A 25353-nucleotide genomic window follows, 5' to 3' on the forward strand; every position below is an offset into this window, starting at 1 on the left:
TGCACGAAGTCCGGCAGGTTCACGCCAGCTTCGGACAAGGTCCTGCGGTTCCAGCTTTCCGAGAAAAAACCCCGCTCGTCCCCGAAACGGGCAGGCGTCAGGATCAGAACATCGGAAAGGAAGGTGGTCTCTATCTGCATTCAATAAACCCGAGGCGCAGGATTTCGCCCCTGGTCTATGCCATCAAAAGGGCAGTGTCACTTGCCCCGGCGAAAAAACCGTGCCGTCATTCGATGACCAGATCCGCGTGCAGCGCACCTGCCGCATGGATCGACTTCAGGATGTCGATCATCTCGCGCGGCCTGACGCCCAGGGCGTTCAGCCCCTCGACCAGATCGCTGAGCGAGGTTTCCCCTGCCACTTCGGCAAAGCCAATGCCGGGTTCGTTGCGCAATTCGGCGACCGTGCGGGGAACCGTGACGGTTTCGCCCCGGGCGAAAGGATTGGGCTGCGACACCATCGGTGCCTCGCTGACACTGAGGGTGAGCGCCCCCTGCGATACCGCAACCCGCGAGATACGCACCCTTTCCCCGATCACGATCGTGCCGGACTTGTGGTCGATGACCACCTTGGCCCGATCCTCGGGCTCGACGGTCAGGTTCTCGATGCGGCCGAGAACGCGTGCGGGGTTGACATCGCCAAGCTGGCGGAACTCAACAAGAACTGTTCCGCTGTCCTGGGTTATCGCCACGCGGCGGTCGAAGTCGCGGTTGATGGCGTCCTCGATCCGGGTGGCGGTGGTGAAGTCGGCATTGCGGAGGGCCACGCGGATGTTCTGGATGCTGGCAAAGTCGAACTCGACCTCCCGCTCGACCCGGGCGCCGACGGGGATCTTGCCCGCGGTCGGCACACCCTCGACCACGCGGGCCGCTTCACCCTCGACCGCAGCGCCGCTGGCGATGATCGAGCCTTGCGCGACGGCGTAGATATTGCCGTCGGCTGCCTTCAAGGGTGTCATGACCAGGGTTCCCCCCAGCAGGCTTTTCGCATCGCCGATCGTGGCCACGTTGACATCGATGCGGCTGCCGGACCGTGCAAAGGGGGGCAGCGTCGCCGTGACCACCACGGCCGCGACATTGCGCGACCTCAATGCCTCGTCCGTGACGTTGACGCCCAGTCGTTCCAGAAGGCCCGCCAGCAGTTCCTCGGTGAAGGGGGCATTGCGGAAGCCATCGCCCGTGCCGTCCAGGCCGACGACAAGGCCGTAGCCGACCAGATCATTGCCCCGCACGCCGTCGAAATCTGCCAGATCCTTGATGCGGACAGGCGCTGCCACCGTTGCCAATGGCAAAAGGGCAGCAAGGATCACCAGCATCAGGCGCCGCATCAAATATAATCCGCCAGCTTGAGCTGCGACAGCCGCCCGATCACGGAATAAAGCGATTGGAGCTTTGTTTCAGCTTCGGAAATGGCGGCGGATGTCGCGAAGGGATCAGCCTCGCGCATCTGGTTGCGGGCGGTCTGCAACGTGGTGGATGCGGCGCTGCCTTCGGTGCGGGCAGTCTCGATGACCTGCTGGGCATAGCCCACCCGCGACATCTCGACCGCCAAGGCCGGAGAATTGTCGAGCAGCGCCTTGCCGGCGCCCTGCAAAAGCGCCCGCGCCTCGATCCCGTTGCCGGCCAATGCGCCCCGGTCGACCATCGCGGCCGTGGCCAGCCCCTTCAGACTGTCCCGGACGGCGGGCGTCAGCGGGGTCGTGGACAGCGAGACCGTTGTTCCCTCTCCGATCGGCATCGGCTGGCCGCCGGGGCCGCCGTGGTATGCAAGATCAACGAAGCCACCCATCCCCGGCGGCGCATCAAACCAGTCCGACACGGCCGCTGCCACGCCGGCGGCGGTCGTCAGCCCCGCCACCTCGGCCGTCAGAGCGGAAAGAATGGCATCGGCCGATGACAGCGGCTGGGTGTCGCTGTTTGTGCCCGAAAACAGGAAGCGCTGGCCCACGGCGCCGTTCAGGTGCACGATGACGGTTTGCAGCGCCGATGCGGCCTGGGCCGAACGCGCGACGACCAAACCCTCGGTCACGGCCCCAGGCTCGATAAGGAGGCCGCGGCCCATGTCCTCGGTCAGGGAATGGATGGAGGTAAGGGCATCCTGCATCCCCCTCGCGTGGCTGGCGGCCTCGGCCGCGCTGCGCCCGAACTGCGCGAGCATCGAAATCCGCGCCTCGATCCCCGCCAGATCCTGGGTGTTGCCCTGCAGCCGGGCACCCAGATCCGCAACCTCTCCGCTGGCCAGTTCGGCGGTCAGGGTGGCCATGGTGGTCTTGATCCGGCTGGATGCCGACTGAAGGGCGAAGGCCCGCGCCTGATCCCCGATGGATTGCACTGTCATCGTCATATCCCCAGTATCTGATCCATCATCGTCTGGATCGCCTGAATGACCCGCGCATTGGCGGCATAAGCCTGTTCGTATTGCAGCAGGCGCTGCATTTCGGCATCGCTATCGACCCCGTCGGCCGCGAGCCGCGACCAGATCGTGTCGGCCTGGCCGTTGCGGACCGCAGCCTCGGACTGCGCGTTGACCCGGACCGTCGAAACCTGCGCTTCGACGCGGCCCAGGCGGTCGGCCAGCGAGGCCTTGCCGCTGAAGCCGCTGCCCGGCGGGGCGGGGGTCGCCCGCTCAAGCGCCTCGGACATTGCGATCAGGAGGCCTGATTCCCCGACCGGCCCCTCGCTTCCCGCTTCCAATCCCGATCGCAGGCGCCAGGCCTTGCCGCCCGATGCCTCGACCACCGCGTCGTTCAGGGCGATCCGGCCGGCAAGGCCTTGCTTGGCGCCCGGATCGGCGCGAAGGCCGCCATCGGTGAACAACCCGGCCGAGGTCGGGGAAAGCGTTCCGTCAACCGCCGGATCGGCCAGCCGTTCGTGAAGGTCAAAGGCCAGGTCGTCCAGCGAGGCCTGAACCTCGGATGCCAATTCATCCCGGACGGCGAAATGCGCCGACAGCGATCCGCCCGCCAAAAGCCGCATCTGCGACTTGGTCAATTCGGCGCCGTTCTGCGTCAAGAGCGCCAGACCCGAACCCACCGACTGGCCCGCTGTCACCTGCCCAGCGGCCGCGAAGGAAAGCTCGGTCGGGACGCTGCCGTCCAGCAGGACGGCCCCCTGGGACGTGAACAAAGCCACGGCGCCGGCTGGCCGGGTCACCTCTTGCACGGGCACGATCTTCGAGATGTCGCTGATGATCGCCTGCCGCTGGTCCATCAGCGCCGAGGGATCCGAGCCATCGGCCTCCAGCACGGCGATACGGCGGTTCAGATGCGCGACCTCGGCCAGCGACTTGTTCAGTGTCGCGACGTCCCGGGCGATGGCCTGGTCGGCTGCGCCGCGGGCGGCCTGGACCTGGGTCGAGGCCGCGTTCAGCCGGTCCGCCAGTGCCTTCGCCTTGTCCGCCACCTGCGTCAGCCGGATGCCGTCGTCAGGGCGGCTGGCAGCCGAGGACAGCGCTGTCCGGAAGTCGCTCAGCGCCGCACCGAGGCTGCCTGCACTGCCGGCAAGGCCGATCTGATCCTCGACCTGCTTGGCGAAGGCCAGTCGGGTTGCCGCCTCGGCCCTTGCCCCTTCGGCCAGGCGCGATTCGGACAGCACGCTTGCATTGACCGCGCGGGCGATGCCATCGACGCGCACCCCGCCGGCGTTGCCGCCCGCAGTCTGGGCGCTGACCACCATGTCCCGCCGGGCATATCCGGGGGTCGAGGCATTGGCCAGGTTCGCGGCAACGGTTTCGGTGCCGCGTGCCGTGGCCGTCAGCCCCGACATGGCGTTTCCCAAGGCGCGCGCAATGCTCATGTCACCAGCCCCCTCAGCGCTTGATGTTCGTGGTTTCCTGCAACATCTCGTCCACCGTCTGGATGATCTTGGCGTTCGACGAATAGGCGCGTTGCGTCAGGATCAGGTGGGTCAGCTCCTCGGCGACATCGGTCGTCGATTCCTCAAGCGCATAGCCCTGGACCGATCCCGTCGGCCCATCGCCCGCATCCCACAGGAAGAAGCTGCCCGAGGTCGGAGAGATCGTGTAGGCCTGCGCATCCGCGGAAACGAGACCATTCGGGTTTGGAACATCCACCAGAGGGATCTGGTAAAGGGTCTTCACGAAGCCCGTGTCATAGGTGGCCTTGAGGAAGCCGTCGGCATCGACCTCGACCGTTGTCAGGTTGCCAACCGGAGAGCCGTTCTTGGTGATGTTGGTGGGAGAGAACTTTGCCGACAGCTGGCGCAGGCCGGTGGTTCCGCCGGGCGTCCCGATCAGCATGTCCATTGGCCCGCCTGCGACCGTCAGCCCGATCGCCCCCGTGGCGGGATCATAGGCACCGCCGCTGAGCGTTGTCACGCTGGCAATGCTGCCGCCATTGGCCTGGCTGTCGTCAAAGGTGATCCGGTAGGATCCCACAAGGTTGGATGCGGGATCGGATGCCGAATCGCGCACCTCCATCACCCAGGTGTTCGACATGCCCGTCGGATCCGAAGTGTCCGGCACAAAGGTCACGTTCAGCGATTCCGAAGTGCCGAGGTTGCCGAAATACTCGATCTTCAGGGCCAGCGGATCGCCCGATGCGGTGGGCTGCGTCTCGGTCGCGGGCAGGTTCACCCCAAGCGAAACCTGGGTCGTGGGATCGCCCGCCGTCTGGTTTGCACTGATCTGGACCGGAACAAGCCCGCCCATCGTGTCGCGCGACATCAGCGGCACGGTCCCGTCGGCCTGGGCAGGCCAGCCCATCAGCACCAGCCCCGACTGCGTCTTCAGGATGCCTTGGGCATCGGTGCGGAAGGAACCGGTGCGGGTCATCATGAAGGGCATCTGGGTGAAGCCGTTATCCAGGTCCACGGCCGAGGTGACCGGCAGCATCCCACGCCCCGATACTGCGATGTCCAGCGGATGGGTGGTGGTCGACAGCGCCCCGTCATCCTCGATCACACGCTGGGTCGTGGCCGTCACGCCACCCGCCGAATAAAGACCGGCCACGCGGTGCTGGTTCAGCACGAAGGAATTGAAGTCGGTTTCCATCCGCTTGTAGCCGTAGGTGCCCGAGTTCGCGATATTGTCGGAAATCGTCGCCAGACGGGTGGAGTTGGCCGCCAGCCCCGAGACACCGGCGCTCATCGCGGAAGACATAGACATGGAATCACCTTTCCTTGTTCCTTTTGGATCATCCCTGCCAGGGCTTAAGATTCGCCTAATCCGGCCCCTCTAGCGCAACAAAATCACCTCGATGCGGTTGTTGGCGGGGTCCATCGGGTTTCCCGTCTTGCTCTTGCGGTCGGCATAGCCGGTTACCCGCTGGATCCGCTGGGCATCCAGGTCGGATCCTTCCAGAAGGTTGCGCACCGCATGGGCGCGGGCATCCGACAGTGCCCAGACCGGTGAATTCACCAGCATTTCGGGATAGGCCCGCACATGGCCAGAGATGGCGACGGGATTGCGCGTCTTGGCGATCACGCGGCCAATGATCCGGGTCAGGTCGGACAGCACCGGCTGCGGCTGGCCAGTATCCTCGACGAAAAGCGGCTGATCGGTCAGGTCGCCCAGTTCGATCACCAATCCTTCGTCGGTCATGCGGGTGACCACGTGGCGCAGAAGGTTCGTCAGTTGCTGCGATTCGCCGCCGCTTGCGCGCAGTGCCCGGTCGATTTCCTCGGCCACCTCTTGCAGCGTCGCCTCCGAGGGATCCTTGCCCTGCTGCTCGACCCCTTCGCCCGAGGAACCGGGGGTTCGGACGATTGTCGGGTTGAAGTAGTCCGCCAAGCCCGCCCGCTGCTGCTCGGTTGTGGCATTGAGCAGCCACATCAGCAGAAAGAACGCCATCATGGCCGTCACGAAATCGGCATAGGCAACCTTCCAGGCGCCGCCGTGATGGCCCCCTTCGCCAGAGGCCGTCACCCGCTTGATCATGATCGTGGGGCCTGCCGCCCCTTTCTGCCTTGCCATCGCCACACCGCCATCGACTGTACCGGGGGAATGTCGCGGCAAGCGGGTCTTGGAACAAGCCGACCCCTCAAATGCAAGGCATTATCCCGGCAGGCGGCAGCGGCCTAGTCGCGGTGCCAGCCGCTGATGGCCTTGGAGTCCATGAACTCCTCAAGGCCCATGATGCCGCCCTCGCGGGCGCGGCCCGACATCTTGACCCCGCCGAAGGCCGCGCCCGCGCCACGCGACTGGCCGTTCATCTCGACCATGCCCGACCGGAGGCGGCGCGCCACCTGGTTGCGCCGCGCCCCGTCCTGGGACTGGACATAGTTCGTCAGACCGTAGGGGGTGTCGTTCGCGATCTCGATGGCCTGTTCCTCGGAATCGAAGGGGATGATCGACAGGACGGGGCCGAAGATTTCCTGCTGGGCGATGGTCATGTCGTTGCTGACATCGGCAAAGACCGTGGGGCGCACGAAATAGCCGCGATTGACGCCCTCGGGCAGGCCGGTGCCGCCGGCCACAAGGCGCGCGCCTTCGTCGATGCCCTTCTGGATCAGATCCTGGATCTTCTCCCACTGCTGCCGGCTGACCACCGGGCCGATATGGCGGCCCGGCTGATGGGCGCTTGCGATAGGGGTTTCCCGGGCCACCCTGGCCGCCGTCTCGACCGCCTGGTCATAGACCGAGCGTTCCACCAGCATCCGGGTCGGCGCATTGCAGGACTGGCCGCTGTTATAGAAGCAATGCCGCGCACCGCGGACGACAGCCTTTTCGTCCGCATCGGCAAAGACGATGTTGGCGCCCTTGCCGCCCAGTTCCAGCACGACCTTCTTCAGCGTGTCGGCCGCAGCCTTCGTGATCGCGATCCCGGCGCGGGTCGACCCGGTGAAACTGATCATGTCCACGTCCTTGTGCGTGGAAAGCTGGGTTCCGACGCCCGGCCCGTCGCCGTTCACCAGGTTGAAGACACCCTTGGGCAGCCCGGCTTCATGGACGATCTCGGCGAACACCATCGACGAAAGCGGCGCGATCTCGGACGGTTTCAGCACGCAACTGTCGCCCGCCAGGATCGCCGGGATGACCTTCAGCGTGACCTGGTTCATCGGCCAGTTCCAAGGCGTGATCAGGCCCACCACGCCGACCGGCTCCCACGCGACCATCGAGTTGGGCGCATGGTCCCCCAGCGGGCGGATGAACTGGAAGTCCTTGAAGGCCGTGATGAAGTTCTGGATGTGCCAGGTTCCTGCGGCGACCTGGTCGCCCAGGGACATGTCCTGCGGCGCGCCCATCTCGTGGCTGATCGCCTCCGCCATGCCCTGCGCCCGGCGGTTGTAGATTTCAAGGATCTTCTCGACATGGCTCAGCCTCTGGGCCGGGTCGGTCTGCGACCAGGACGCGAAGGCGGTCTTGGCCGCCGCCACAGCACGATCCGTATCGGCCCGGTCGCCCAGGCTGATGACTGCCACGGTTTCCTCGGTCGAGGGGTCGATCACCTCCAGGTCATTGGCGCGGGCGGGATCCACCCATTCGCCATTGATATAGAACTTGCGCTTGTCCAGCAGGCCGGTCATCGCGATCCCTCCATTCAGATTCTTGCACAAGGTGAAACGAGCGTCAGGCCGGCGCAAGCCTCGTAAATCCCGATCATCTAGGTCGAGAAAAGGCTGGAAATCCGCTTTGTTTTGCATATCCTCCAGCCGCAACGGTTTGAAAGGACGCGTCTCATGTCCCTGCGCATCAACGATATCGCCCCCGATTTCACCGCCCCCTCGACCGAGGGAGAGATCCGCTTCCACGACTGGCTGGGCGACAGCTATGGCATCATCTTCAGCCACCCGCGCGACTTCACGCCGGTCTGCACGACCGAGTTCGGCGCCGTCGCGCAACTGGTCCCGGATTTCGAGAAGCGCAACACCAAGGTTCTTGGCGTCTCGGTGGATTCGGTCGAGGATCACGGCAAATGGAAGCGCGACATCGAGGCGGTGGCCGGCGTCCCCGCCAATTTCGCGATGATCGACGACCGCGACCTGACAGTCGCCAAGGCCTATGACATGCTGCCCGCCGATCATTACCTGCCGGCCGAGGGGCGCACGCCCGCCCATTCGGCGACCGTGCGCAGCGTGTTCATCATCGGCCCGGACAAGAAGGTCCGGCTGACTATGACCTATCCCATGTCGATCGGCCGCAACTTCGCCGAGATCCTGCGCGCGCTGGACGCGGTGCGCAAGACCGACGGCGTGCCCATTGCCACGCCCGCGAACTGGGTGCCCGGTCAGGACGTGATCGTGGCCCTGGCCCTTGACGACAAGGCGGCCGAGGAACGCTATGGCCCGCTGGAGATCAAGCTGCCCTATCTGCGGTTTGCCAAGGATCCGGCCTGATACCCCTGCACGCTCTGCCGGTGCGGGACGCGCGATTTTAGGCGGGCCAGCCGTAATGTGCGATGATGGCGGCGATCGCCTGATCGTTGCCCGTCCCGTGCAGGTTGGCGGCTCGAAGGCTTTGCGTCTGGCTGCCTTCCCACTCCAGGATACGGGCGCGGCTGCCGATCTTCTGGGCCTCGACCCCATTCAGGCGGTGCATCCAGTAAAGCCACACATCGTCCGAACGCGGGGCAAGACGGGTGAAGAGGTCATCGCGCGTGACATCGGCATGGAAAACGCCGGGTGCATAGATCACCCCGCTGACCCCGGTCAGGAAGGTCAGAGGGGACCGTTCTGGCGCATCGACATTGTGCTGCCAGTCGGCATAGGGCGCGGGCAGTCCGTCGGACCCAAGCGCGACGTGATGGGCGCGATGGCAGGCGATGGTTGCACCTGACCGGATTGCCGTCACCAGTCGTTCCAGCCAATCGGCGGGATAATAGACATCATCGTCGGCCGTCACGACAAAGGCATCAGGATGATCCAGAAGCGTCGGCACGATCTTCTTGTAGGACCGCCAGTTCGGGCACACCCGAACCTCCAGCCCTGCCAGCACGCGGACCTCCTGCGGCAAATGTGCCTCGTCCCCGTGATCGAGCCACAGGATCACCCTGTCGGGCTGCACCGACTGGCGCAGGATCCCCCGCAGCGTCAGCGCCAGCGTGCCGAAACGGGCCGGATAGCTGGTCAAGGACACCACCAGCGGCCCCGGCAAGCCATGCGGCCGGCCAGAGGTGTCGGGGCGCCCGACGATCTCTGCCTGGGCGCGAGCCAGCCTGCGGCGGTGCTTGAAGGCCCGAAAGGCGCCGGAAATCATGCTGGATCCCAAGCCCGGCGAAGCCAGTCGATGTTGCCGATGCGGCGGTACCACTTGTGCCCGCGCCCGGCAAAGACGTCCTCCATCTTGGGGGCGCCTGCGAACAGGACGATCTTCGCGCCTTGCGGCAAGGCCGGGTCACGCAGATAGCTGGACAGATGACGCGGCACGCAGTCGTTCTTGAAGCTGACGCACCACCCCTTGGGCCAATAGTGCAGGTTCCCATGCGCAGCCAGTTGCGCCGACTGGAACTGCTGGCTGATCTCGTACCGCGCGGTCGCGGCCGAGGGATCGGCCAAATAGGCGTCCAGGATATAGGCATGCTGGCCTATCTCGAACCGGAAGACGCTGGAATTGCCGACGCTGTGCAAGAAGCGGTCGCGGGCCGGGTTCACGCGCCGCAAGGGCTTGGCGCGGAACAGGTCGTCGTCGCGGATGATGTAGAAGTTGCCCGGCAGGTCGAAGAAGGGCGACAGGTCGTCCACCACCACCAGGTCGAGATCCAGGAACAGCGCCTGGCCCGTCAATCCGCCAAGTCCCCGTTGGAACAACCCCAGCTTTCGCCAGCGAAGATCAGCATGTCCCTTGGCAAGGCCCAGTTCCGGCAGCGGCATCGCCTCGATTTCCGGATCAAGGCCGTGCATGTCATCGGTAAAGCAGATGAACCGATGCGGACGGGCAAGATGCCGGCGCACCTGGCGATGCAGCCGGTTCACGTCTGCGGCAGAATAAAGCGTGCCCCATTTGATCGTCAGGATCAGTGCCTGGGCGTCCACCGTCATCTGCCGTCCTTTCCTTCGCCTTGCATCCGGATACGTCAACCCGCGTCCTGGCTGCAATCCTCGTTCCGGCCATCCTGACCATTTGCGGCGGTGCTGTTGCCCAACGGAGGTCGCGCCACTATGGTTGACATTGATGTGACTTCACGGACTTTGCAGTGACCGACCCGCTCCGGACAATCAAGATTGCCTACGTTACCGACCGGAGCTTTCTTGAACCGACCCTCGTATCGATCTGGAGCCTTCTTCGTCACCTGAACGGCCCTGCCGAACTGCACTTTTGGGGCGACGGGCTGAATGCGGCGGATTGGACAAATGTCCGCAAGATCGTATCCGACAGCCCGCAGGTCGCATTGCACTGCATGGACATCAGCAGCGGTTATCTCGAGGGCGCTTACGGACCGCAGGGCTATATCTCGGCTGCGACTATGGGTCGCCTCTACATCCCCAGCAAAATCGACGGCTACGTTCTTTATATCGACGGCGATACGCTTGTGACTGGCGACGTCGCCCCGCTGTTCCGCCTTGACCTGGGCAAGGCCTATGCCGGCGTCGTGCGCGACTATACCGTCGCCCATTGGCTTGCCGATCGGAAAGGAAGAACCAGGGCACGTGACGACCGGCTGACCGAAATTCGCCAGATGATGGACGCAGTTCCGGCCGGAGATTATTTCAACGCAGGGGTCATGCTGCTGAACTGCAACGCCCTTCGCGACGAACCACATATGCTGCAGCGGATGATGGACGTGGTTGCGGCATCCGCTTGCACCCACGGGGATCAGGACCATCTGAACGCCCTGTTCCGAGGCAACGTCGTCCAACTCGATCTAGGGTGGAACGCGTCATGGGGGCGGATCCGGAAGCATCGCGCCCATCTGGCGTGCAGCAGGACGTCGGCAGTGGGCGCCATGCCCTGCGGCACACGCATCATGCATTATCACGGACCGGAAAAGCCGTGGCGACAGTCCGGCCGGGATTTCTGGTCCTCTCGCGGTCGCGCCACAGTGACCTATCTGCTAGCCTTGCGGCGCTTCCTGCGCAAACATCCCGACCTGCGGCCGAGGTGATCGCCGCGTATGACGTCTTGCAGGAGTTGGCCTTGACACCACGCATCCAGCATCATCCCGCAGGCAGCGGTGCGCGTGCGCTGCTGACAGGGCATTTTTCCACTGTGGGCGATGTCGAGGTTCTGCATCAGATCCAAGCTAGGCTTGATGCCCTGGGGATGGAATACGACGTCTCCCCCTATACAGACGCGCCCTTGTCGATCAATGCATCATGGCTGGACAAGCATATACTTGAACCGTCGCGCTACACGCATCTGATCGTCATATGCGGGCCATTCACGCCTGGGATGGCTGTGCAGCATCAGGCAATCTTCGCCCGGTTCCAGCACTGCGTGCACATCGGCGTCAACCTGACCATGGTGGAAAGCACAAGCGCGTTTAATCCGTTCGAGGTTCTGCTTGAACGCGACAGCGACAGGACCGTGCGCGCCGACCTCAGCTTCCGCGAGCCGACGCCGCCTATTCCGGTTGTCGGGTTATGCCTGGCCAGCGCGCAGCGCGAATACGGCGGGCGCCGCCGGGGGGACCTGGCAGCCCAAAGGCTGCGCCGACTGATCAAGGAATCAGGTGCCGCATTTATTGAGATGGACACCTCGGTCCCGGCCCGGACCAATCGTTTCGGCCTGTCCAGCGGGGCCGAGTTCGAGGCAATCTGCGGCCGGCTTGATGCGATGTTGACGACACGGCTTCATGGGATGGTTCTGGCCTTGAAGAACGGCATCCCCGTGTTGGCCATTGACCCGGTCGCAGGAGGCGACAAGGTCACACGGCAGGCGGAAAAACTGGGCTGGCCCGAGGTTTTTGACGCCGATGCAACAAGCGACGACGAGCTTGCAGCCGCTTTTGCACGCTGCCTTTCCCCTGAAGCCAGGAAGAAGGCGTCACTGATCCGGGGCGCAGCCGTTGCTTCCCTTGCCGGTTTCGATGCGCAATTCGCCGAAGCCCTGTCAGTTCCTGCCAATCCGGCCTTGCGTGTGAACCTGATACCGCCAGTTGGCCAGATTCAGGGGCTGCGCAGACGGTTCAAGGCATGGAAACGACGGCGCAGGGCGTTGGCCCGCGCGCGCTAAGCGGGAATGCAAAAAGCCCCGCAAACGCGGGGCCTTTCCGTTTCGATTGGCCCAAATTATTCGGCCGCTTCTTCCTTCGTCTCGGTGATTTCCTGGCCGGTTTCCTGGTCCACCATCTTCATGCCCAGGCGGACCTTGCCGCGGTCGTCGAAGCCCAGAAGCTTGACTTTGACCTCCTGGCCTTCCTTCAGCACCTCGTTCGGGTGGGTCAGGCGCTTGTTGGCGATCTGGGACACGTGGACCAGGCCGTCGCGCTTGCCGAAGAAGTTCACGAAGGCGCCGAAATCGACCAGCTTGACGACCTTGCCAGTATAGATCTTGCCTTCCTCGGGCTCGGCCACGATCGAGTAGATCATGTCATAGGCCTTCTTGATCGAATCGGCATTGGCCGAGGCGATCTTGATGGTGCCGTCGTCGTTGATGTCGACCTTGGCGCCCGAAACCTCGACGATCTCGCGGATGACCTTGCCGCCCGAGCCAATCACTTCGCGAATCTTGTCGGTCGGGATCTGCATGGTCTCGATGCGCGGCGCATGGGCGCTGAACTCGCGACGACCCTCGGTCAGGGCCTTGGCCATCTCGCCCAGGATGTGCAGGCGGCCTTCCTTGGCTTGCGCCAGGGCCTGCTCCATGATGGCGGGGGTGATGCCCTGGACCTTGATGTCCATCTGCAGCGAGGTGATGCCCTCGGACGTGCCGGCGACCTTGAAATCCATGTCGCCCAGGTGGTCTTCGTCACCCAGGATGTCGGTCAGGACCGCATACTTGCCGTCGTCTTCCAGGATCAGGCCCATCGCCACGCCGGCAACCGGCGCCTTGAGCGGCACGCCCGCGTCCATCATTGCCAGCGAACCGCCGCAAACCGACGCCATCGAGGACGAGCCGTTGGATTCGGTGATCTCGGATACGACGCGGATGGTATAGGGGAAGTCGGTCGGGGCGGGCAGAACGGCCTGCAGCGCGCGCCAAGCCAGCTTTCCGTGGCCGATCTCGCGGCGGCCGGGCGAACCGACGCGGCCAACCTCGCCCACCGAATAGGGCGGGAAGTTGTAGTGCAGCAGGAAGTTCGAGCGGAAGTTGCCGTGCAGCGCGTCGATGATCTGTTCGTCATCGCCGGTGCCCAGCGTGGTCACGACCAGGGCCTGCGTCTCGCCGCGGGTGAACAGGGCGGAACCATGCGTGCGCGGCAGGATGCCCACTTCGCTGTCGATGGCGCGGACGGTGCGGGTGTCGCGACCGTCGATGCGGGCGCCGCCGTTGATGACGTCACCGCGCAGGATGCCCGATTCCAGCTTCTTCAGCGCCGAGCCGAGGTTCGCGTCTGCCAGTTCTTCCTCGGACAGGCTGGCCACGACCTTCTCGCGGACGGCCTGGATGGCGTCGCGGCGTTCGGCCTTGTCGATGATGGCATAGGCCGCGCGCATCTCGGTCTCGCCCAGCGACTTAACGCGGGCATAAAGCGCGCTGTAGTCCGGCGACTGGAAGTCGAACGGCTCTTTCGCGGCGGCTTCGGCCAGGTCGATGATCAGGTCGATCACGGGCTGCATCTGCTCGTGGCCGAACTTGACGGCGCCCAGCATCTCCTCCTCGGTCAGCTCATAGGCTTCCGATTCGACCATCATCACGGCGTCCTTGGTGCCGGCGACGACCAGGTCCAGGCGCTGCTCGGGGTTGCCGCGCAGGTTGTCCATGTCGGACACTTCGGGGTTCAGGACGTACTGGCCGTTCGAGAAGCCGACGCGGGCCGCGCCGATCGGACCCATGAAGGGCACGCCCGAGATGGTCAGCGCGGCGGATGCCGCGATCATCGCCACGATGTCGGGATCGTTGACCAGATCGTGCGACAGCACGGTGCACATCACCAGGGTCTCGTTCTTGAAACCGGGTGCGAACAGCGGGCGGCAGGGACGGTCGATCAGGCGCGCGGTCAGCGTCTCCTTCTCGGTCGGGCGTGCCTCGCGCTTGAAGAAACCGCCGGGGATCTTGCCGGCGGCATAGTATTTTTCCTGATAGTGAACCGTCAGCGGGAAGAAATCCTGCCCGGGCTTGGGTTCCTTCGCGAAGGTCACGTTGGCCATGACGCTGGTCTCGCCCAGGGTGGCGATGACCGTGCCGTCGGCCTGACGGGCAACCTTGCCCGTTTCCAGCGTGAGCGTTTCCTGGCCCCACTGGATGGATTTCTTCACTTCTTCAAACATCTGGTTTCCTCTGGGCCGCACCAGCCCTCTGGCAGCGGCCGTGTCTATGGCGGCCCCATTGCCGCCGCCCCTATCCTTTGCATGTGCCCCGGGGCATGGGCGTCACGTCACAGATGGCGGGGCCATACAGGAAAACAAGGCCTTTGGGAAGTAGGCGCCGATGGCCCGCCCCTGGGGGACGGGCCATGCCAGCCGCTCAGACCACGGGGCGGGCGCGGTATTCGCCCTGGTCTGCCGTCACCATGCTGACCAGCACGATCGCGATCCAGGACGCGACAAAGCCCGGCACGATTTCGTAAAGCCCTTCGCCGCCCAGAAGCGACTGGTTCAGGCCCAGCCAGATCCACAGGGCCACGGTGACGGCGCCCACGATCAGGCCGGCGACGGCGCCCGCGCCCGTCATGCGCTTCCAGGTCAGCGACAGCACCACCAGCGGACCGAAGGCCGCGCCAAAGCCCGCCCAGGCATTCGACACAAGGCCCAGGACCTGCGCGTCGGGATCGGCGGCGATCAAAGCGGCGACCAGGCCCACCGCCAGCACCGTCAGGCGGCCCACATTGACCAGTTCACGATCCGACGCCCCGCGCTTTAACAGGGTGTGATAGATGTCCTCGGTCAGCGACGACGACGACACCAGAAGCTGGCTGGACACGGTGGACATGATCGCGGCCAGCAGCGCGGCATACAGGAAGCCCGTCACGACCGGGTGGAACAGAAGATCCGACAGGATGATGAAGATCGTCTCGGGGTCGCTGACGGTCAGGCCGTTGCGTTCCGCATAGGCCCGGCCGAAGACGCCCACGCCCACGGCCCCCGCCAACGAGATCACCATCCAGCCCATGCCGATGTTGCGCGCGACCGGCACGTCGCGGACGCTGCGGATCGCCATGAAGCGGACGATGATATGGGGCTGTCCGAAATAGCCCAGGCCCCAGGCCATGGCCGAGATCCAGCCCAGCAGCGTCATGCCCTTGGCCATCGAGAAATAGTCGGCGTCGATCGCCGTCAGCCGGTCCACGGCCTGGCCCACGCCATTGCCCTGCCCCGTGGTCAGGATCACGATGGGCATGATGACCAGGGCCAGCATCATGATCAGACCCTGGACGAAATCGGTCAGGCTGACGGCCAGAAAGCCGCCGATCACGGTATAAACCAGCACGATCCCCAGCGTCAGCAGGACGCCGGTCATGTAGTCGCCGCCAAAGGCACTGGCGAACAGCTTGCCGCCGCCCACAAGACCCGAGGCCGTGTAGACCGCGAAGAAGGCCACGATGATGACGGCCGACACCATCCGCAGCAGCCGTGCCTGGCTGGGGAAGCGGTTCCCCAGGAAGCCGGGGATCGTCAGGCTGTTGTCATAATACTCGGTCTGCTCGCGCAGGCGGGGGGCCACGATGATCCAGTTCAGCAGCGCGCCAAGGGTCAACCCGATGCCGATCCAGGACTGCGACAGGCCCGACACGAACAGCGCGCCGGGCAGGCCCAGCAGAAGCCAGCCGCTCATGTCGGACGCGCCCGCCGACAGGGCGGTGACCGACGGCGACAGATCGCGCCCGCCAAGAATATAGCCTTCCGAACTGTCGGTGCTCTTGCGCCAGGCATAGATGCCGATGCCGATCATCAGCAGGAAATATGCCGAAAGACTGATCCAGACTCCAAGCTCCATAAACCGCTCCCTTCGATTTCAAAGTTGCGCGGGCCTGTGTCACAGGATGTTGCAGGAACAAAGCAAAAATGACCTTGCATCTGCATCGGGGCCGTATTTCGGGTCATTGGCCTAGGATTTCTGCCGTGACAGGACAATCGCCTAAGCGGTCAGCCCGTCCCGATGCAAGGCGCCCGCTGCCAAGGGGCGGCGGGCGCTGCTTCCGTTGTGGTGCGGAAAAGGGTCAGACGGTCGCCAGTTTCTCGGCTGGCGAGGCTTGGACGGAGGGTTGCGCGGCAGCGTTCTGTGCGACCTCCTTCTCGGCCGGGTCGGCCTTCGGGGTCACTTTCAGCGTCTCGACAAGGTTCAACAGCTTTTCGCGTTCCATCCCGCGGATCGCCCAGGCACGAGCGCGTTCTTCCTCGGTGGGGTCGACGGCTTCAAGCGGATCGGCCTTGGGCGAAGTCGACACTGGCTGGGGCTCAGGCGCGGTGGATGACGCGCCGCCGCGCGACGTGATCGGCGCCCGGGCTGGCGCCTGCGCGGCCGAGGAAGCGGAGGCAGCGGTCGCAGGTGCAGCAGCGGAGGATCCTGCAGGGACGGCTGGCCCGGATGCGGCAGCCTGCCCCACCAGTTGCAGCGCCTTGTCCGACAGGTCGAACTTGACCCCGTCGGTCGGCGCTTGCGCGGGGGATGGTTGCGACGCCGGCTTGTCCGCCGAAGCCTGCTGGGCCGCGGCCTCGCTGGCCGCCTGGGCAGCGGCGGCTGCACGGCCCACCGCGCTGTTCGGGGCTGCGTTGGATGCCGCCGGGGTCAGCAGCGGGTTCAGGACGGGTTTCAGGATACCAAGTACCATTCGCATGTTCCTTTCGTAACTGCCCCCATTCTAGAGCATGCCGGAACTGCCGCCACTTCAAAGCCCATTGCATTTTAACGAACAATTAACCATGTTTCGCCAATGCAAAACGCCCGCGACAGGGTCGCGGGCGCTTGCTTCTCCGGTCGGTCCGCGATCAGCGGCGCAGGCCCAGCTTGCCGATGAGGTCGGTATAGCGGGCTTCGTCCTTCTTCTTCAGGTAGTCCAGCAGCTTGCGGCGCTGTGCGACCATCATCAGCAGGCCACGACGCGAGTGGTTGTCCTTCTTGTGGGTCTTGAAGTGCTCGGTCAGGGTGGCGATGCGCGACGACAGGATCGCGACCTGCACCTCGGGCGAGCCGGTGTCGCCGGCGGCGGTGCCGAATTCCTTGATGACGCGGGCTTTTTCTTCAACGGTGATCGACATCGGGGTCTCCTTTCAGGAAAGAGGTTATGGCGCAGGCCGGGATGTCGTCCAGCACTGGCCCGTGGAGTGTCCGCCCCGATTAAGGGGATCGGATGCGCGCCCATACAGGAAATGGATCGCGATGGAAAGGGGTGCGGCTTCAGCCAGGCAGCCTGACCACCAGGATATCGCCGGCAGCCAGGCCGCCGCCCTGCAGCATCCGTGCGATCGGATCGCCGTTCACCGTCACCAGCACCGTGCCGTCCCCGTCGGGCGCCAGGTCGATCTGGGCATCCTGCGCCAAACTGGCCGGCAGATGCAGGATTAACTGGTCTTCCCGGGCATCGAAATCGGCGATCACCGGCAATCCCCCGCCCGGTTGCCGCAGGACAAATTGATCCGCGCCACCCTGCCCTTCCACGAAGTCGCCCGCACCGGGCATCAGGCTGTCGTTGCCTTCGCCACCATGCATCCAGACAGTCCGGGGATCGTCGTCGCCCACCAGCAGATCGTTGCCTTGCCCGCCGTCAAGGTCGTCGCCACCCCCGCCCGCGATCAGAACGTCGTCGCCGTCATGTCCTGCCACCCAATCGTTGCCCGCGCCGCCGAACAGCGTATCGTTTCCTTCGCCGCCCTGGATCGTGTCGTCGCCCTCGTCCCCCCAGACCAGGTCGTCGCCGCCCTGCCCGGCCAGCGAATCGTCGCCCGCGCCGCCATGTATCTCGTCCCAGCCGGATGGGTCGAAGGTGCCGTCGCCCTGGACCCAGTCATTTCCTTCGCCCGCGAATATGGTGTCGTTGCCCGTTCCGCCCTGAAGCTCGTCATCCTCGGCGCTGCCTTCGATAAGGTCATCGCCAAGCGGTCGTTCGGGATTGGGCAAGGAAATGACCGGTTCGGTCGCATCGGGCAGCGGATCGGGCTTGGGCCAATCGAGCGGCTCTTCCCCGCCCTCCTCGGCGTCCGGACTGACATCACCGATTCGCGGCACATCGTCGTCGCCCAGGGCAGGCTCGAAAGCATCGCCGTCATCTTCGTCGGGGTCATGGCTGCTTGTCGTCAAGTCAAGCGCCGCACCGGCGGCAGCAAGCGCCATCAGGCTGGCAAGCACGAACATGAAAACACCCCGGGCACTGATTACAGGTCAGCGATACAACCGCCGCGGGCAATTAACCAAGCATCATCTTAAGAAAGCGTTAATTCCGACGCATCTCCCTTGGCCATGAAAAAACCCGCCGGTTTGGGCGGGTTGTTTCGTTTTCGCTGTGATCGCGCCGGATCAGCCCTGACGAGCCTTGAAGCGGCGGTTGGTCTTGTTGATCACGTAGATGCGGCCCTTGCGGCGCACGACCTGGCAGTCGCGGTGCCGGCTCTTGAGCGAGCGGAGCGAATTGCGAACCTTCATCGGTTTTTCTCCATCACGCGGCTCGCAGCCGCAGGAAAACGAAAGACCCCCGACGAACCTGCCGGGGGCGGCGAAATCATGGTGGGCGGTACTGGGATCGAACCAGTGGCCACTACGATGTCAACGTAGTGCTCTACCGCTGAGCTAACCGCCCGTTCCTTCGGCCATCCCCTTTGCTTCCTGAAGGAAACATCCTGAACCGCCTTCGGTCCGCGTGTCTATATAGGGGGGTTCAGGGGGTTTCAAGCCCTATCGCAGCAAGAAAATTGGCGCTTATATGGGCGGAACGGAAATGCCTGCCGGGGTCTGTCTTGACCGAATCCGACTTGCCTGTGCTGATTGACCGGCCCGAGTTCTGGGCCAGCGGCGTGATCTTCGGATCGCCCCATTCCGGCCGCATCTATCCCGAATGGTTCCTTGAAGGAACAAGGCTGCCGGCCGAAACGCTGCGGTCCTCCGAAGATGCCTTCGTGGACCAGTTGATCGCCTGCGCACCGTCCTTCGGTGCGGTGACGATCCGCGCCCAGGTGCCCCGCGCCATCGTGGATCTGAACCGTGCGCCGGACGAAATCGACCCCCTCGTGGTGCGCGGCGTGCCCCGCCATCCGCTGAACCAGCGGACCCTGGCCGGGCTCGGGGTGATTCCCCGCGTCGTGTCGCAGGGCCGGACGATCCTGGAACGCCCGATCGACCGGACCGAAGCCGAGCGCCGCATCGACGCCTATTGGCGGCCTTATCACCTGGCGCTTGCTGCCCTGATCGCCGAGGCGCGGGCGCGATTCGGGCAGGCGATCCTGATCGACATGCATTCCATGCCCCACGACGCGCTGAACCACCTGCACGGTCAGCGCCCCGACATGGTGCTGGGCAACCGCCACGGGCTTTCGGCCTCGGCCCGGGTTTCGGACGCGATCATCGCGGCGGTCGAGGCCGAGGGCTGGCGAATCAGGCGAAACTCGCCCTTTGCCGGTGCCTATATCTGTTCGGCCTATGGCAGGCCCGGCCACAATGTCCACGTGGTCCAGCTCGAAATCGACCGGTCGCTTTACATGGACGAGAAGACGATCACCCCGAACGACCGCTTCGCCGACGTGGCAAGTCGGATCGGGCGGGTGATTCGCACCCTTGCCGTCCTGGACGCGGGCGGCCGGGCAGGACCGGCAGTCGCTGCGGAATGAAGGGAACAGGATGGACGACTTCAGCAGCCTGATCGGCCAGAACCTTGCCTTGATCGTCCTGGCCGTCGTGATCCTTCTGGCGGTCACCTCGGCCGTGAAGATCGTCCCGCAGTCCGAGAAATACGTGGTGGAACGGTTCGGGCGGCTTCACGCGGTTCTTGGCCCGGGGATCAACCTGACGGTGCCCTTCCTGGACCGGGTGGCGCATCGCATCTCGATCCTGGAACGGCAGCTGCCGACCAATAGCCAGGATGCGATCACCGCGGACAACGTGCTGGTGCAGGTGGAAACAAGCGTCTTCTATCGCATCATCGAACCGGAAAAGACCGTCTACCGCATCCGCGACATCGACGCGGCCATTGCCACCACGGTCGCCGGGATCGTCCGGTCCGAGATCGGCACGATGGAACTGGACGGGGTCCAGTCGAACCGCGCGCAGCTGATCACCCGGATCCGCGAATCGCTGGCGAATGTCGTGGACGACTGGGGGATCGAGGTTACGCGGGCCGAGATCCTGGACGTGAACCTGGACCAGGCCACCCGCGCCGCCATGCTGCAGCAGTTGAACGCCGAACGCGCCCGCCGCGCCCAGGTGACCGAGGCCGAGGGCAAGCGCCGCGCCGTCGAACTGGCCGCCGACGGCGAGCTTTATGCAGCCGAGCAGCTTGCCAAGGCCAAGCGCGTCCTGGCCGATGCCGAGGCCTACGCCACCGCCGCCATCGCCGAGGCGATTTCGAAGAACGGGCTGGAAGCGGCGCAGTATCAGGTGGCACTGAAGCAGGTCGAGGCCCTTGCCGATATCGGCAAGGGTCAGGGCAAGCAGGTCGTCCTGGTCCCGGCGGCGGCGCTTGACGCCTTCACCGACGCATTCGGATTGCTGCGCGGGCGGTCACCCTCATGAACGGCTGGTGGTGGCTGATCGCCGCTTTCGTGCTGGCGGGGGTCGAGCTTCTGGTGCCGGGCTGGGCCTTCATGGGACTGGCGGCCGCGGTCGGGCTGATGGGGATCCTGATGCTGGCGGGGCTGTGGTCAGCGGGCCTGCCGCTGACGCTGGTGGTGACCGCGCTGCTGTCGGCCCTGGCCTGGCTGCTGTTCCGCCGCCTTTGGCCGACCAGTCGGGGCGAAAGGCGGATCTGGGACCGCGACATAAACGACTGACCGCGCGTTTCTCAGCGCAGCGCCGCAACCCCGCGCACCAGCGGGCGCAGGGCGTCGCCCTTGACCATCCAGCTTGTCGCGAAGGCGAAGGTGGCGATGGTTTCCAGCCAGAAGACCGGGCGCAGGCCCGCCAGCCGGTCGTCGAGGCCAGTGGCGAACATCACGCCGATCAGCCCGATGCTGGCGATGATCGTCCAGCCGCAAAGGCGATAGATCCGGTTCGACGCCGCCTTTTCCGGGCCGTCCACGGCGCCCTTGGTAAACAGCACGAGGCAATAGACGGCAAGCGCGCCGAAGAACACGGCCGCCGCGCCCAGGTGGACCAGCGACGACAGTCCCGCGCGATCGGCCAAGCATTGCAGAAGCGTGCAGCCCGCGCCTTGGGGCTGGACCGCGTCCGGGCCAGTCGGCACCAGGGCCACAAGGGCAATGGCGACGGCCGCCACGCGCGCGGTTCCCTTGTCGGTCACAAGGTCGCCCGCGTCGGGACGAAAGCCCTCGTAGCTCCAAAGAAAGACCGCCTGCGCGATCAGGGTGCCCACGAAGATCTCTCGCATGGGGGAGTAATAGGCCGCCGAGATGCTGGGCAGCAGATCCCCCGACAGAAGCCCATAGGCCAAGAGCGCCAGGGGCAGGAAGAAGCCCAGAGCCCCGATTGCCCGCCTGACTGCCAGGAAGGACAGCACCAGGTCGTTGTGGGCCTTCTGCGATATGCCGTGATCGTCCGTCATCCGCCCCCCGTTTCGGCCAGACTGGCGCGGAAGGCAGGGGCGGTCAATCAGCCGCGCATCTCGGCCAGGATCGCCTGGGCCGCGGCGCGGGGATCGTCGGCCTGCCAGACGGGACGGCCCACGACGATATGGTCGGCCCCTGCGGCAATGGCACTGGCCGGTGTTTCCACCCGCTTCTGGTCGCCCAGGGCAGCGCCTGCCGGACGCACGCCCGGCGTCACGATCAGGCGCGCATTGGACAAGGCGCGGATGGCCGCCGCCTCTCGTGGGGAACAGATGATGCCGTCGGCGCCTGCCTCGAAGGCGCGGGCGGCGCGTTCCACGGTGATCTCGTGCAGATCGCCAGGGCGGATCATGCCCGCATCCAGGTCGGCCCGTTCCAGCGAGGTCAGGATCGTCACGCCCAGGATCTTGAGGTTTGATCCCCCTGCCCCTTCCTTGGCCGCGCGCACGACATGGGGATCGCCATGCACCGTCAGGAAATCCAGGTCGAATTGCGCAAGGCCGCGCACGGCGGCTTCCACCGTGGCCCCGATGTCGAACAGCTTCATGTCCAGGAAGATGCGCTTGCCGTGGTCCTGCTTCAGCTCGTTCGCAAGCGCCAGCCCACCGCCGGTCAGCATTCCCAGCCCGATCTTGTAGAAGCTTACGGCATCGCCCAGCTTCTCGGCCAGGTCCAGTCCTGCAAGGGCGTGCGGCACGTCCAGTGCCACGATCAGCCGGTCATCCATTCAGTCGCCCTTTCCTGCAAAATCGCGGCCTTATGCCATAGTGACCTGCCGCTTGAAAGCGCCGCAAGACTTACCAGATCATAGTCGAAGACCCGGACCGGGACGTGCCTGTTGGGCGTCTGCGACACGGGGGCTAACAAAGGAGAAGTGCCGATGAACATGGAAAAGTTCACCGAGCGGTCGCGCGGCTTCATGCAGGCCGCCCAGACCATCGCGATCCGCGAGGAAAACCAGAGGGTCGTCCCCGAACATCTGCTGAAGGCGCTGATGGATGACGACCAGGGGCTGTCGTCGAACCTGATCGCCCGCGCGGGCGGCGACGCGCGCCGCGTCAAGGAAGCGGTCGATGCGGCGGTCGCCAAGCTGCCCAAGGTCAAGGGCGGCAACAGCCAGGTCTATGTGGACCCGTCGCTTGTGCGCGTCCTGGACGAGGCCGAGCAGGTTGCGAAAAAGGCGGGCGACAGCTTCGTCCCGGCCGAACGCATCCTGATGGCGCTTGCGATGGTCAACACCAATGCCCGCGATGCCCTGACGGCGGGCGGGGTCACCGCGCAGAACCTGAACGCGGCCATCAACGACATCCGCAAGGGCCGCACGGCGGACAGCGCGTCGGCCGAGGACAGCTATGACGCGTTGGAGAAATACGCCCGCGACCTGACGCAGGCGGCGCGCGACGGCAAGATCGACCCGATCATCGGCCGGGACGAGGAAATCCGCCGCGCGATGCAGGTCCTGTCGCGCCGCACCAAGAACAACCCGGTGCTGATCGGCGAACCCGGTGTCGGCAAGACGGCGATCGCCGAGGGTCTTGCGCTGCGCATCGTCGATGGCGACGTGCCCGAATCGCTGCGCGACAAGCGGCTGATGGCGCTGGACATGGGCGCCCTGATCGCCGGCGCGAAATATCGCGGAGAGTTCGAGGAACGGCTGAAGTCGATCCTCAAGGAAATCGAGAACGCCGCGGGCGAGATCATCCTGTTCATCGACGAACTGCACGTGCTGGTCGGTGCGGGCAAGACCGACGGCGCGATGGACGCCGCGAACCTGATCAAGCCTGCGCTTGCGCGGGGCGAGTTGCATTGCGTCGGCGCCACGACCTTGGACGAATACCGCAAGTATATCGAAAAGGACGCGGCCCTGGCCCGGCGCTTCCAGCCCGTCCTGGTGCAGGAACCGACGGTCGAGGACACGATCAGCATCCTGCGCGGCATCAAGGAGAAGTATGAGCTTCACCACGGCGTCCGCATCTCCGACGCGGCCCTGGTCGCGGCGGCCACGCTGAGCCACCGCTACATCACCGACCGCTTCCTGCCCGACAAGGCCATCGATCTGGTGGACGAGGCCGCCAGCCGTCTGCGCATGGAAGTGGACAGCAAGCCCGAGGAGTTGGACCAGCTCGACCGGCAGATCCTGCAGATGCAGATCGAGGCCGAGGCGCTGAAAAAGGAAGACGACGCGGCATCCAAGGACCGGTTGGAACGGCTGGAGCGCGACCTGTCCGACCTGCAGCAGCGCAGCGCCGAGATGACCGCCCGTTGGCAGGCCGAACGCGACAAGCTGGAAGGATCGCGCAACCTCAAGGAACAGCTTGACCGCGCGCGTGCTGAACTGGATCAGGCCAAGCGCGAGGGCAACCTGGCCCGCGCGGGGGAACTGTCCTATGGCATCATCCCCGGCCTGGAAAAGCAGCTGGCCGAGGCTGAGAATGGCGGTGCGGATGGGCTGATGGTCGAGGAAGCCGTGCGCCCCGAGCAGATCGCCGAGGTCGTGGAACGCTGGACCGGCATCCCCACCAGCAAGATGCTGGAAGGCGAGCGCGAGAAGCTGCTGAAGATGGAGGAGCAGATCGGCGCCCGCGTCATCGGCCAGCAGGAAGCCGTGGTGGCGGTCAGCAATGCCGTCCGCCGCGCCCGCGCGGGCCTGAACGACGAGAACCGCCCGCTTGGGTCGTTCCTGTTCCTTGGTCCCACCGGCGTCGGCAAGACCGAACTGACCAAGGCGCTTGCCGAATACATGTTCGACGATGACAGCGCGATGGTCCGCATCGACATGTCCGAGTTCATGGAAAAACATTCCGTGGCGCGGCTGATCGGCGCCCCTCCGGGCTATGTCGGCTATGATGAGGGCGGCGTCCTGACCGAGGCCGTGCGGCGGCGTCCCTATCAGGTGATCCTGTTCGACGAGGTCGAGAAGGCGCATCCGGACGTGTTCAACGTGCTGCTGCAGGTGCTGGACGACGGGCAGTTGACCGACGGCCAGGGCCGGACGGTGGACTTCAAGCAGACGCTGATCATCCTGACCTCGAACCTGGGGTCGCAGGCGCTGTCGCATCTGCCGGAAGGATCGGATTCCACCGATGCGCGGCAGCAGGTGATGGAGGCGGTGCGGTCCCATTTCCGGCCCGAGTTCCTGAACCGCCTGGACGAGATCATCATCTTCCGCCGCCTGTCGCGGCAGAACATGGACGGCATCGTCAAGATCCAGTTGCGGCGGCTGGAACAGCGCCTGGCGGGTCGGAAGATCACGCTGGACCTGGACGAGGATGCGCGCAAGTGGCTGGCCGACCAGGGCTATGATCCGGTTTTCGGGGCACGTCCCCTGAAGCGGGTGATCCAGCGGGCGCTCCAGGATCCGCTGGCGGAACTGCTGCTGTCGGGCGAGGTTCTGGACGGGCAGACGGTGCATGTCAGCGCCGGGCCGGACGGGCTGATCGTGGAAAACCGCATCGGCCGCGCGGGGCACAAGCTTGGGGCCGTTGGCGAAGGCCCCAAGCCCGAGGCAACCGTTCACTGATGAAGGACAAGGCGCGGACATTGTTCCGCGCCTTTTTCTTGAACCGAAACCGCCAGAGACAGGGTTTTTGGGGGGAGGAGGGAGTTGTCTCTGGCGGCCATTCGGGAGGATGGGCGGATCTGGTCGCCCATGATTCACAATACCCTTGAAAGCCGTCTGGCGCAGACCAAAAGGCAAGAAGGATGC

At 64.9% G+C, this 25353-nt stretch carries 24 protein-coding genes and 1 tRNA gene; 7 read left to right on the top strand and 18 right to left on the bottom strand.

What is annotated here, in order from left to right; all coding sequences use genetic code 11:
* The 7 genes from IE224_RS12355 to IE224_RS12385 all read right to left on the bottom strand — a co-directional run.
* Positions 1-140 (bottom strand): dTDP-4-dehydrorhamnose 3,5-epimerase family protein (locus tag IE224_RS12355; RefSeq protein WP_191310779.1); only part of this gene is annotated, 140 nt, incomplete at its 3' end.
* An 86-nt stretch (positions 141-226) separates the two neighbouring features.
* Entirely contained in the window at positions 227-1330 is a 1104-nt protein-coding gene (locus IE224_RS12360) for a flagellar basal body P-ring protein FlgI (RefSeq protein ID WP_167623344.1), read from the bottom strand.
* Positions 1327-2337 (bottom strand): flagellin family protein, encoded by a 1011-nt coding sequence (locus IE224_RS12365; protein WP_191310781.1) that lies wholly within the window; start codon positions 2335-2337, stop codon positions 1327-1329. The genes IE224_RS12360 and IE224_RS12365 overlap by 4 nt, the downstream gene beginning before the upstream one ends.
* Before the next feature lie 2 nt (positions 2338-2339).
* On the bottom strand, positions 2340-3794 hold the full coding sequence (gene flgK / locus IE224_RS12370) for a flagellar hook-associated protein FlgK (RefSeq protein ID WP_191310784.1): 1455 nt from the start codon (positions 3792-3794) through the stop codon (positions 2340-2342).
* A gap of 13 nt (positions 3795-3807) precedes the next feature.
* Complete coding sequence (locus tag IE224_RS12375) at positions 3808-5124, bottom strand: flagellar hook protein FlgE (protein WP_191310786.1); 1317 nt, start codon at positions 5122-5124, stop codon at positions 3808-3810.
* A gap of 69 nt (positions 5125-5193) precedes the next feature.
* A complete protein-coding gene (locus IE224_RS12380) occupies positions 5194-5931 on the bottom strand; it encodes a flagellar motor protein MotB (RefSeq protein WP_167621067.1) in 738 nt (245 codons plus the stop codon).
* Positions 5932-6035: 104 nt separating this feature from the next.
* Positions 6036-7475 carry an aldehyde dehydrogenase family protein gene (locus IE224_RS12385; RefSeq protein WP_191310967.1) on the bottom strand — a complete coding sequence of 480 codons (1440 nt, stop codon included), beginning with the start codon at positions 7473-7475 and terminating at the stop codon, positions 6036-6038.
* Between the two features lie 162 nt (positions 7476-7637).
* Between IE224_RS12385 and IE224_RS12390 the strand changes: the two genes are divergently transcribed.
* Positions 7638-8294, top strand: a complete 657-nt coding sequence (locus IE224_RS12390; RefSeq protein WP_167621065.1) for a peroxiredoxin — start codon at positions 7638-7640, stop codon at positions 8292-8294.
* Between the two features lie 37 nt (positions 8295-8331).
* Here IE224_RS12390 and IE224_RS12395 read toward each other — a convergent pair whose 3' ends face one another.
* Positions 8332-9153 carry a glycosyltransferase family 2 protein gene (locus IE224_RS12395; RefSeq protein ID WP_191310788.1) on the bottom strand — a complete coding sequence of 274 codons (822 nt, stop codon included), beginning with the start codon at positions 9151-9153 and terminating at the stop codon, positions 8332-8334.
* Entirely contained in the window at positions 9150-9935 is a 786-nt protein-coding gene (locus IE224_RS12400; protein WP_191310789.1) for a hypothetical protein, read from the bottom strand. Before IE224_RS12400 ends, IE224_RS12395 begins: the two co-directional genes overlap by 4 nt.
* Positions 9936-10090: 155 nt before the next feature.
* On the opposite strand from IE224_RS12400, the gene IE224_RS12405 reads away from it, so the two are divergent.
* The gene (locus IE224_RS12405) at positions 10091-10999 is read left to right on the top strand and encodes a glycosyltransferase family 8 protein (RefSeq protein WP_191310791.1); all 909 of its coding nucleotides are present in this window, start codon (positions 10091-10093) and stop codon (positions 10997-10999) included.
* Between the two features lie 32 nt (positions 11000-11031).
* Complete coding sequence (locus IE224_RS12410; protein ID WP_191310793.1) at positions 11032-12069, top strand: polysaccharide pyruvyl transferase family protein; 1038 nt, start codon at positions 11032-11034, stop codon at positions 12067-12069.
* Between the two features lie 56 nt (positions 12070-12125).
* Here IE224_RS12410 and pnp read toward each other — a convergent pair whose 3' ends face one another.
* The 7 genes from pnp to IE224_RS12445 all read right to left on the bottom strand — a co-directional run bounded on the left by pnp (position 12126) and on the right by IE224_RS12445 (position 18730).
* Positions 12126-14267 carry a polyribonucleotide nucleotidyltransferase gene (pnp, locus tag IE224_RS12415; protein WP_191310795.1) on the bottom strand — a complete coding sequence of 714 codons (2142 nt, stop codon included), beginning with the start codon at positions 14265-14267 and terminating at the stop codon, positions 12126-12128.
* 196 nt (positions 14268-14463) lie between these two features.
* Positions 14464-15933 carry a sodium/proline symporter PutP gene (gene putP / locus IE224_RS12420; protein ID WP_191310797.1) on the bottom strand — a complete coding sequence of 490 codons (1470 nt, stop codon included), beginning with the start codon at positions 15931-15933 and terminating at the stop codon, positions 14464-14466.
* 223 nt (positions 15934-16156) lie between these two features.
* Positions 16157-16768 carry a hypothetical protein gene (locus IE224_RS12425; RefSeq protein ID WP_191310799.1) on the bottom strand — a complete coding sequence of 204 codons (612 nt, stop codon included), beginning with the start codon at positions 16766-16768 and terminating at the stop codon, positions 16157-16159.
* Positions 16769-16925: 157 nt separating this feature from the next.
* Positions 16926-17195 carry a 30S ribosomal protein S15 gene (rpsO, locus tag IE224_RS12430; protein ID WP_103172335.1) on the bottom strand — a complete coding sequence of 90 codons (270 nt, stop codon included), beginning with the start codon at positions 17193-17195 and terminating at the stop codon, positions 16926-16928.
* Positions 17196-17334: 139 nt separating this feature from the next.
* Positions 17335-18288: a calcium-binding protein gene (locus tag IE224_RS12435; RefSeq protein WP_191310801.1), complete on the bottom strand. Its 954-nt coding sequence runs from the start codon at positions 18286-18288 to the stop codon at positions 17335-17337.
* A gap of 162 nt (positions 18289-18450) precedes the next feature.
* The gene (ykgO, locus tag IE224_RS12440) at positions 18451-18576 is read right to left on the bottom strand and encodes a type B 50S ribosomal protein L36 (RefSeq protein WP_042245282.1); all 126 of its coding nucleotides are present in this window, start codon (positions 18574-18576) and stop codon (positions 18451-18453) included.
* Between the two features lie 79 nt (positions 18577-18655).
* Positions 18656-18730: transfer RNA gene (locus tag IE224_RS12445), tRNA-Val, on the bottom strand.
* A 157-nt stretch (positions 18731-18887) separates the two neighbouring features.
* Here IE224_RS12445 and IE224_RS12450 point away from each other — a divergent pair.
* The 3 genes from IE224_RS12450 to IE224_RS12460 are packed head-to-tail and all read left to right on the top strand — an operon-like array spanning position 18888 to position 20912.
* A complete protein-coding gene (locus IE224_RS12450; RefSeq protein WP_167621056.1) occupies positions 18888-19754 on the top strand; it encodes an N-formylglutamate amidohydrolase in 867 nt (288 codons plus the stop codon).
* Positions 19755-19764: 10 nt separating this feature from the next.
* On the top strand, positions 19765-20655 hold the full coding sequence (locus IE224_RS12455; protein WP_167621055.1) for an SPFH domain-containing protein: 891 nt from the start codon (positions 19765-19767) through the stop codon (positions 20653-20655).
* The gene (locus IE224_RS12460) at positions 20652-20912 is read left to right on the top strand and encodes an NfeD family protein (protein ID WP_191310803.1); all 261 of its coding nucleotides are present in this window, start codon (positions 20652-20654) and stop codon (positions 20910-20912) included. The genes IE224_RS12455 and IE224_RS12460 overlap by 4 nt, the downstream gene beginning before the upstream one ends.
* Positions 20913-20923: 11 nt before the next feature.
* Here the strand turns inward: IE224_RS12460 and IE224_RS12465 are convergent, their stop codons facing one another.
* Both IE224_RS12465 and pyrF read right to left on the bottom strand, forming a co-directional pair.
* On the bottom strand, positions 20924-21643 hold the full coding sequence (locus IE224_RS12465) for a DUF998 domain-containing protein (protein ID WP_191310804.1): 720 nt from the start codon (positions 21641-21643) through the stop codon (positions 20924-20926).
* 47 nt (positions 21644-21690) lie between these two features.
* Positions 21691-22374 carry an orotidine-5'-phosphate decarboxylase gene (gene pyrF / locus IE224_RS12470; protein WP_191310806.1) on the bottom strand — a complete coding sequence of 228 codons (684 nt, stop codon included), beginning with the start codon at positions 22372-22374 and terminating at the stop codon, positions 21691-21693.
* A gap of 153 nt (positions 22375-22527) precedes the next feature.
* Between pyrF and clpB the strand changes: the two genes are divergently transcribed.
* The gene (clpB, locus tag IE224_RS12475; protein WP_191310809.1) at positions 22528-25167 is read left to right on the top strand and encodes an ATP-dependent chaperone ClpB; all 2640 of its coding nucleotides are present in this window, start codon (positions 22528-22530) and stop codon (positions 25165-25167) included.
* Positions 25168-25353 lie beyond the last annotated feature (186 nt).

The sequence above is a fragment of the Paracoccus aerius genome, from assembly GCF_014656455.1.
Classification (GTDB): Bacteria; Pseudomonadota; Alphaproteobacteria; order Rhodobacterales; family Rhodobacteraceae; genus Paracoccus; species Paracoccus aerius.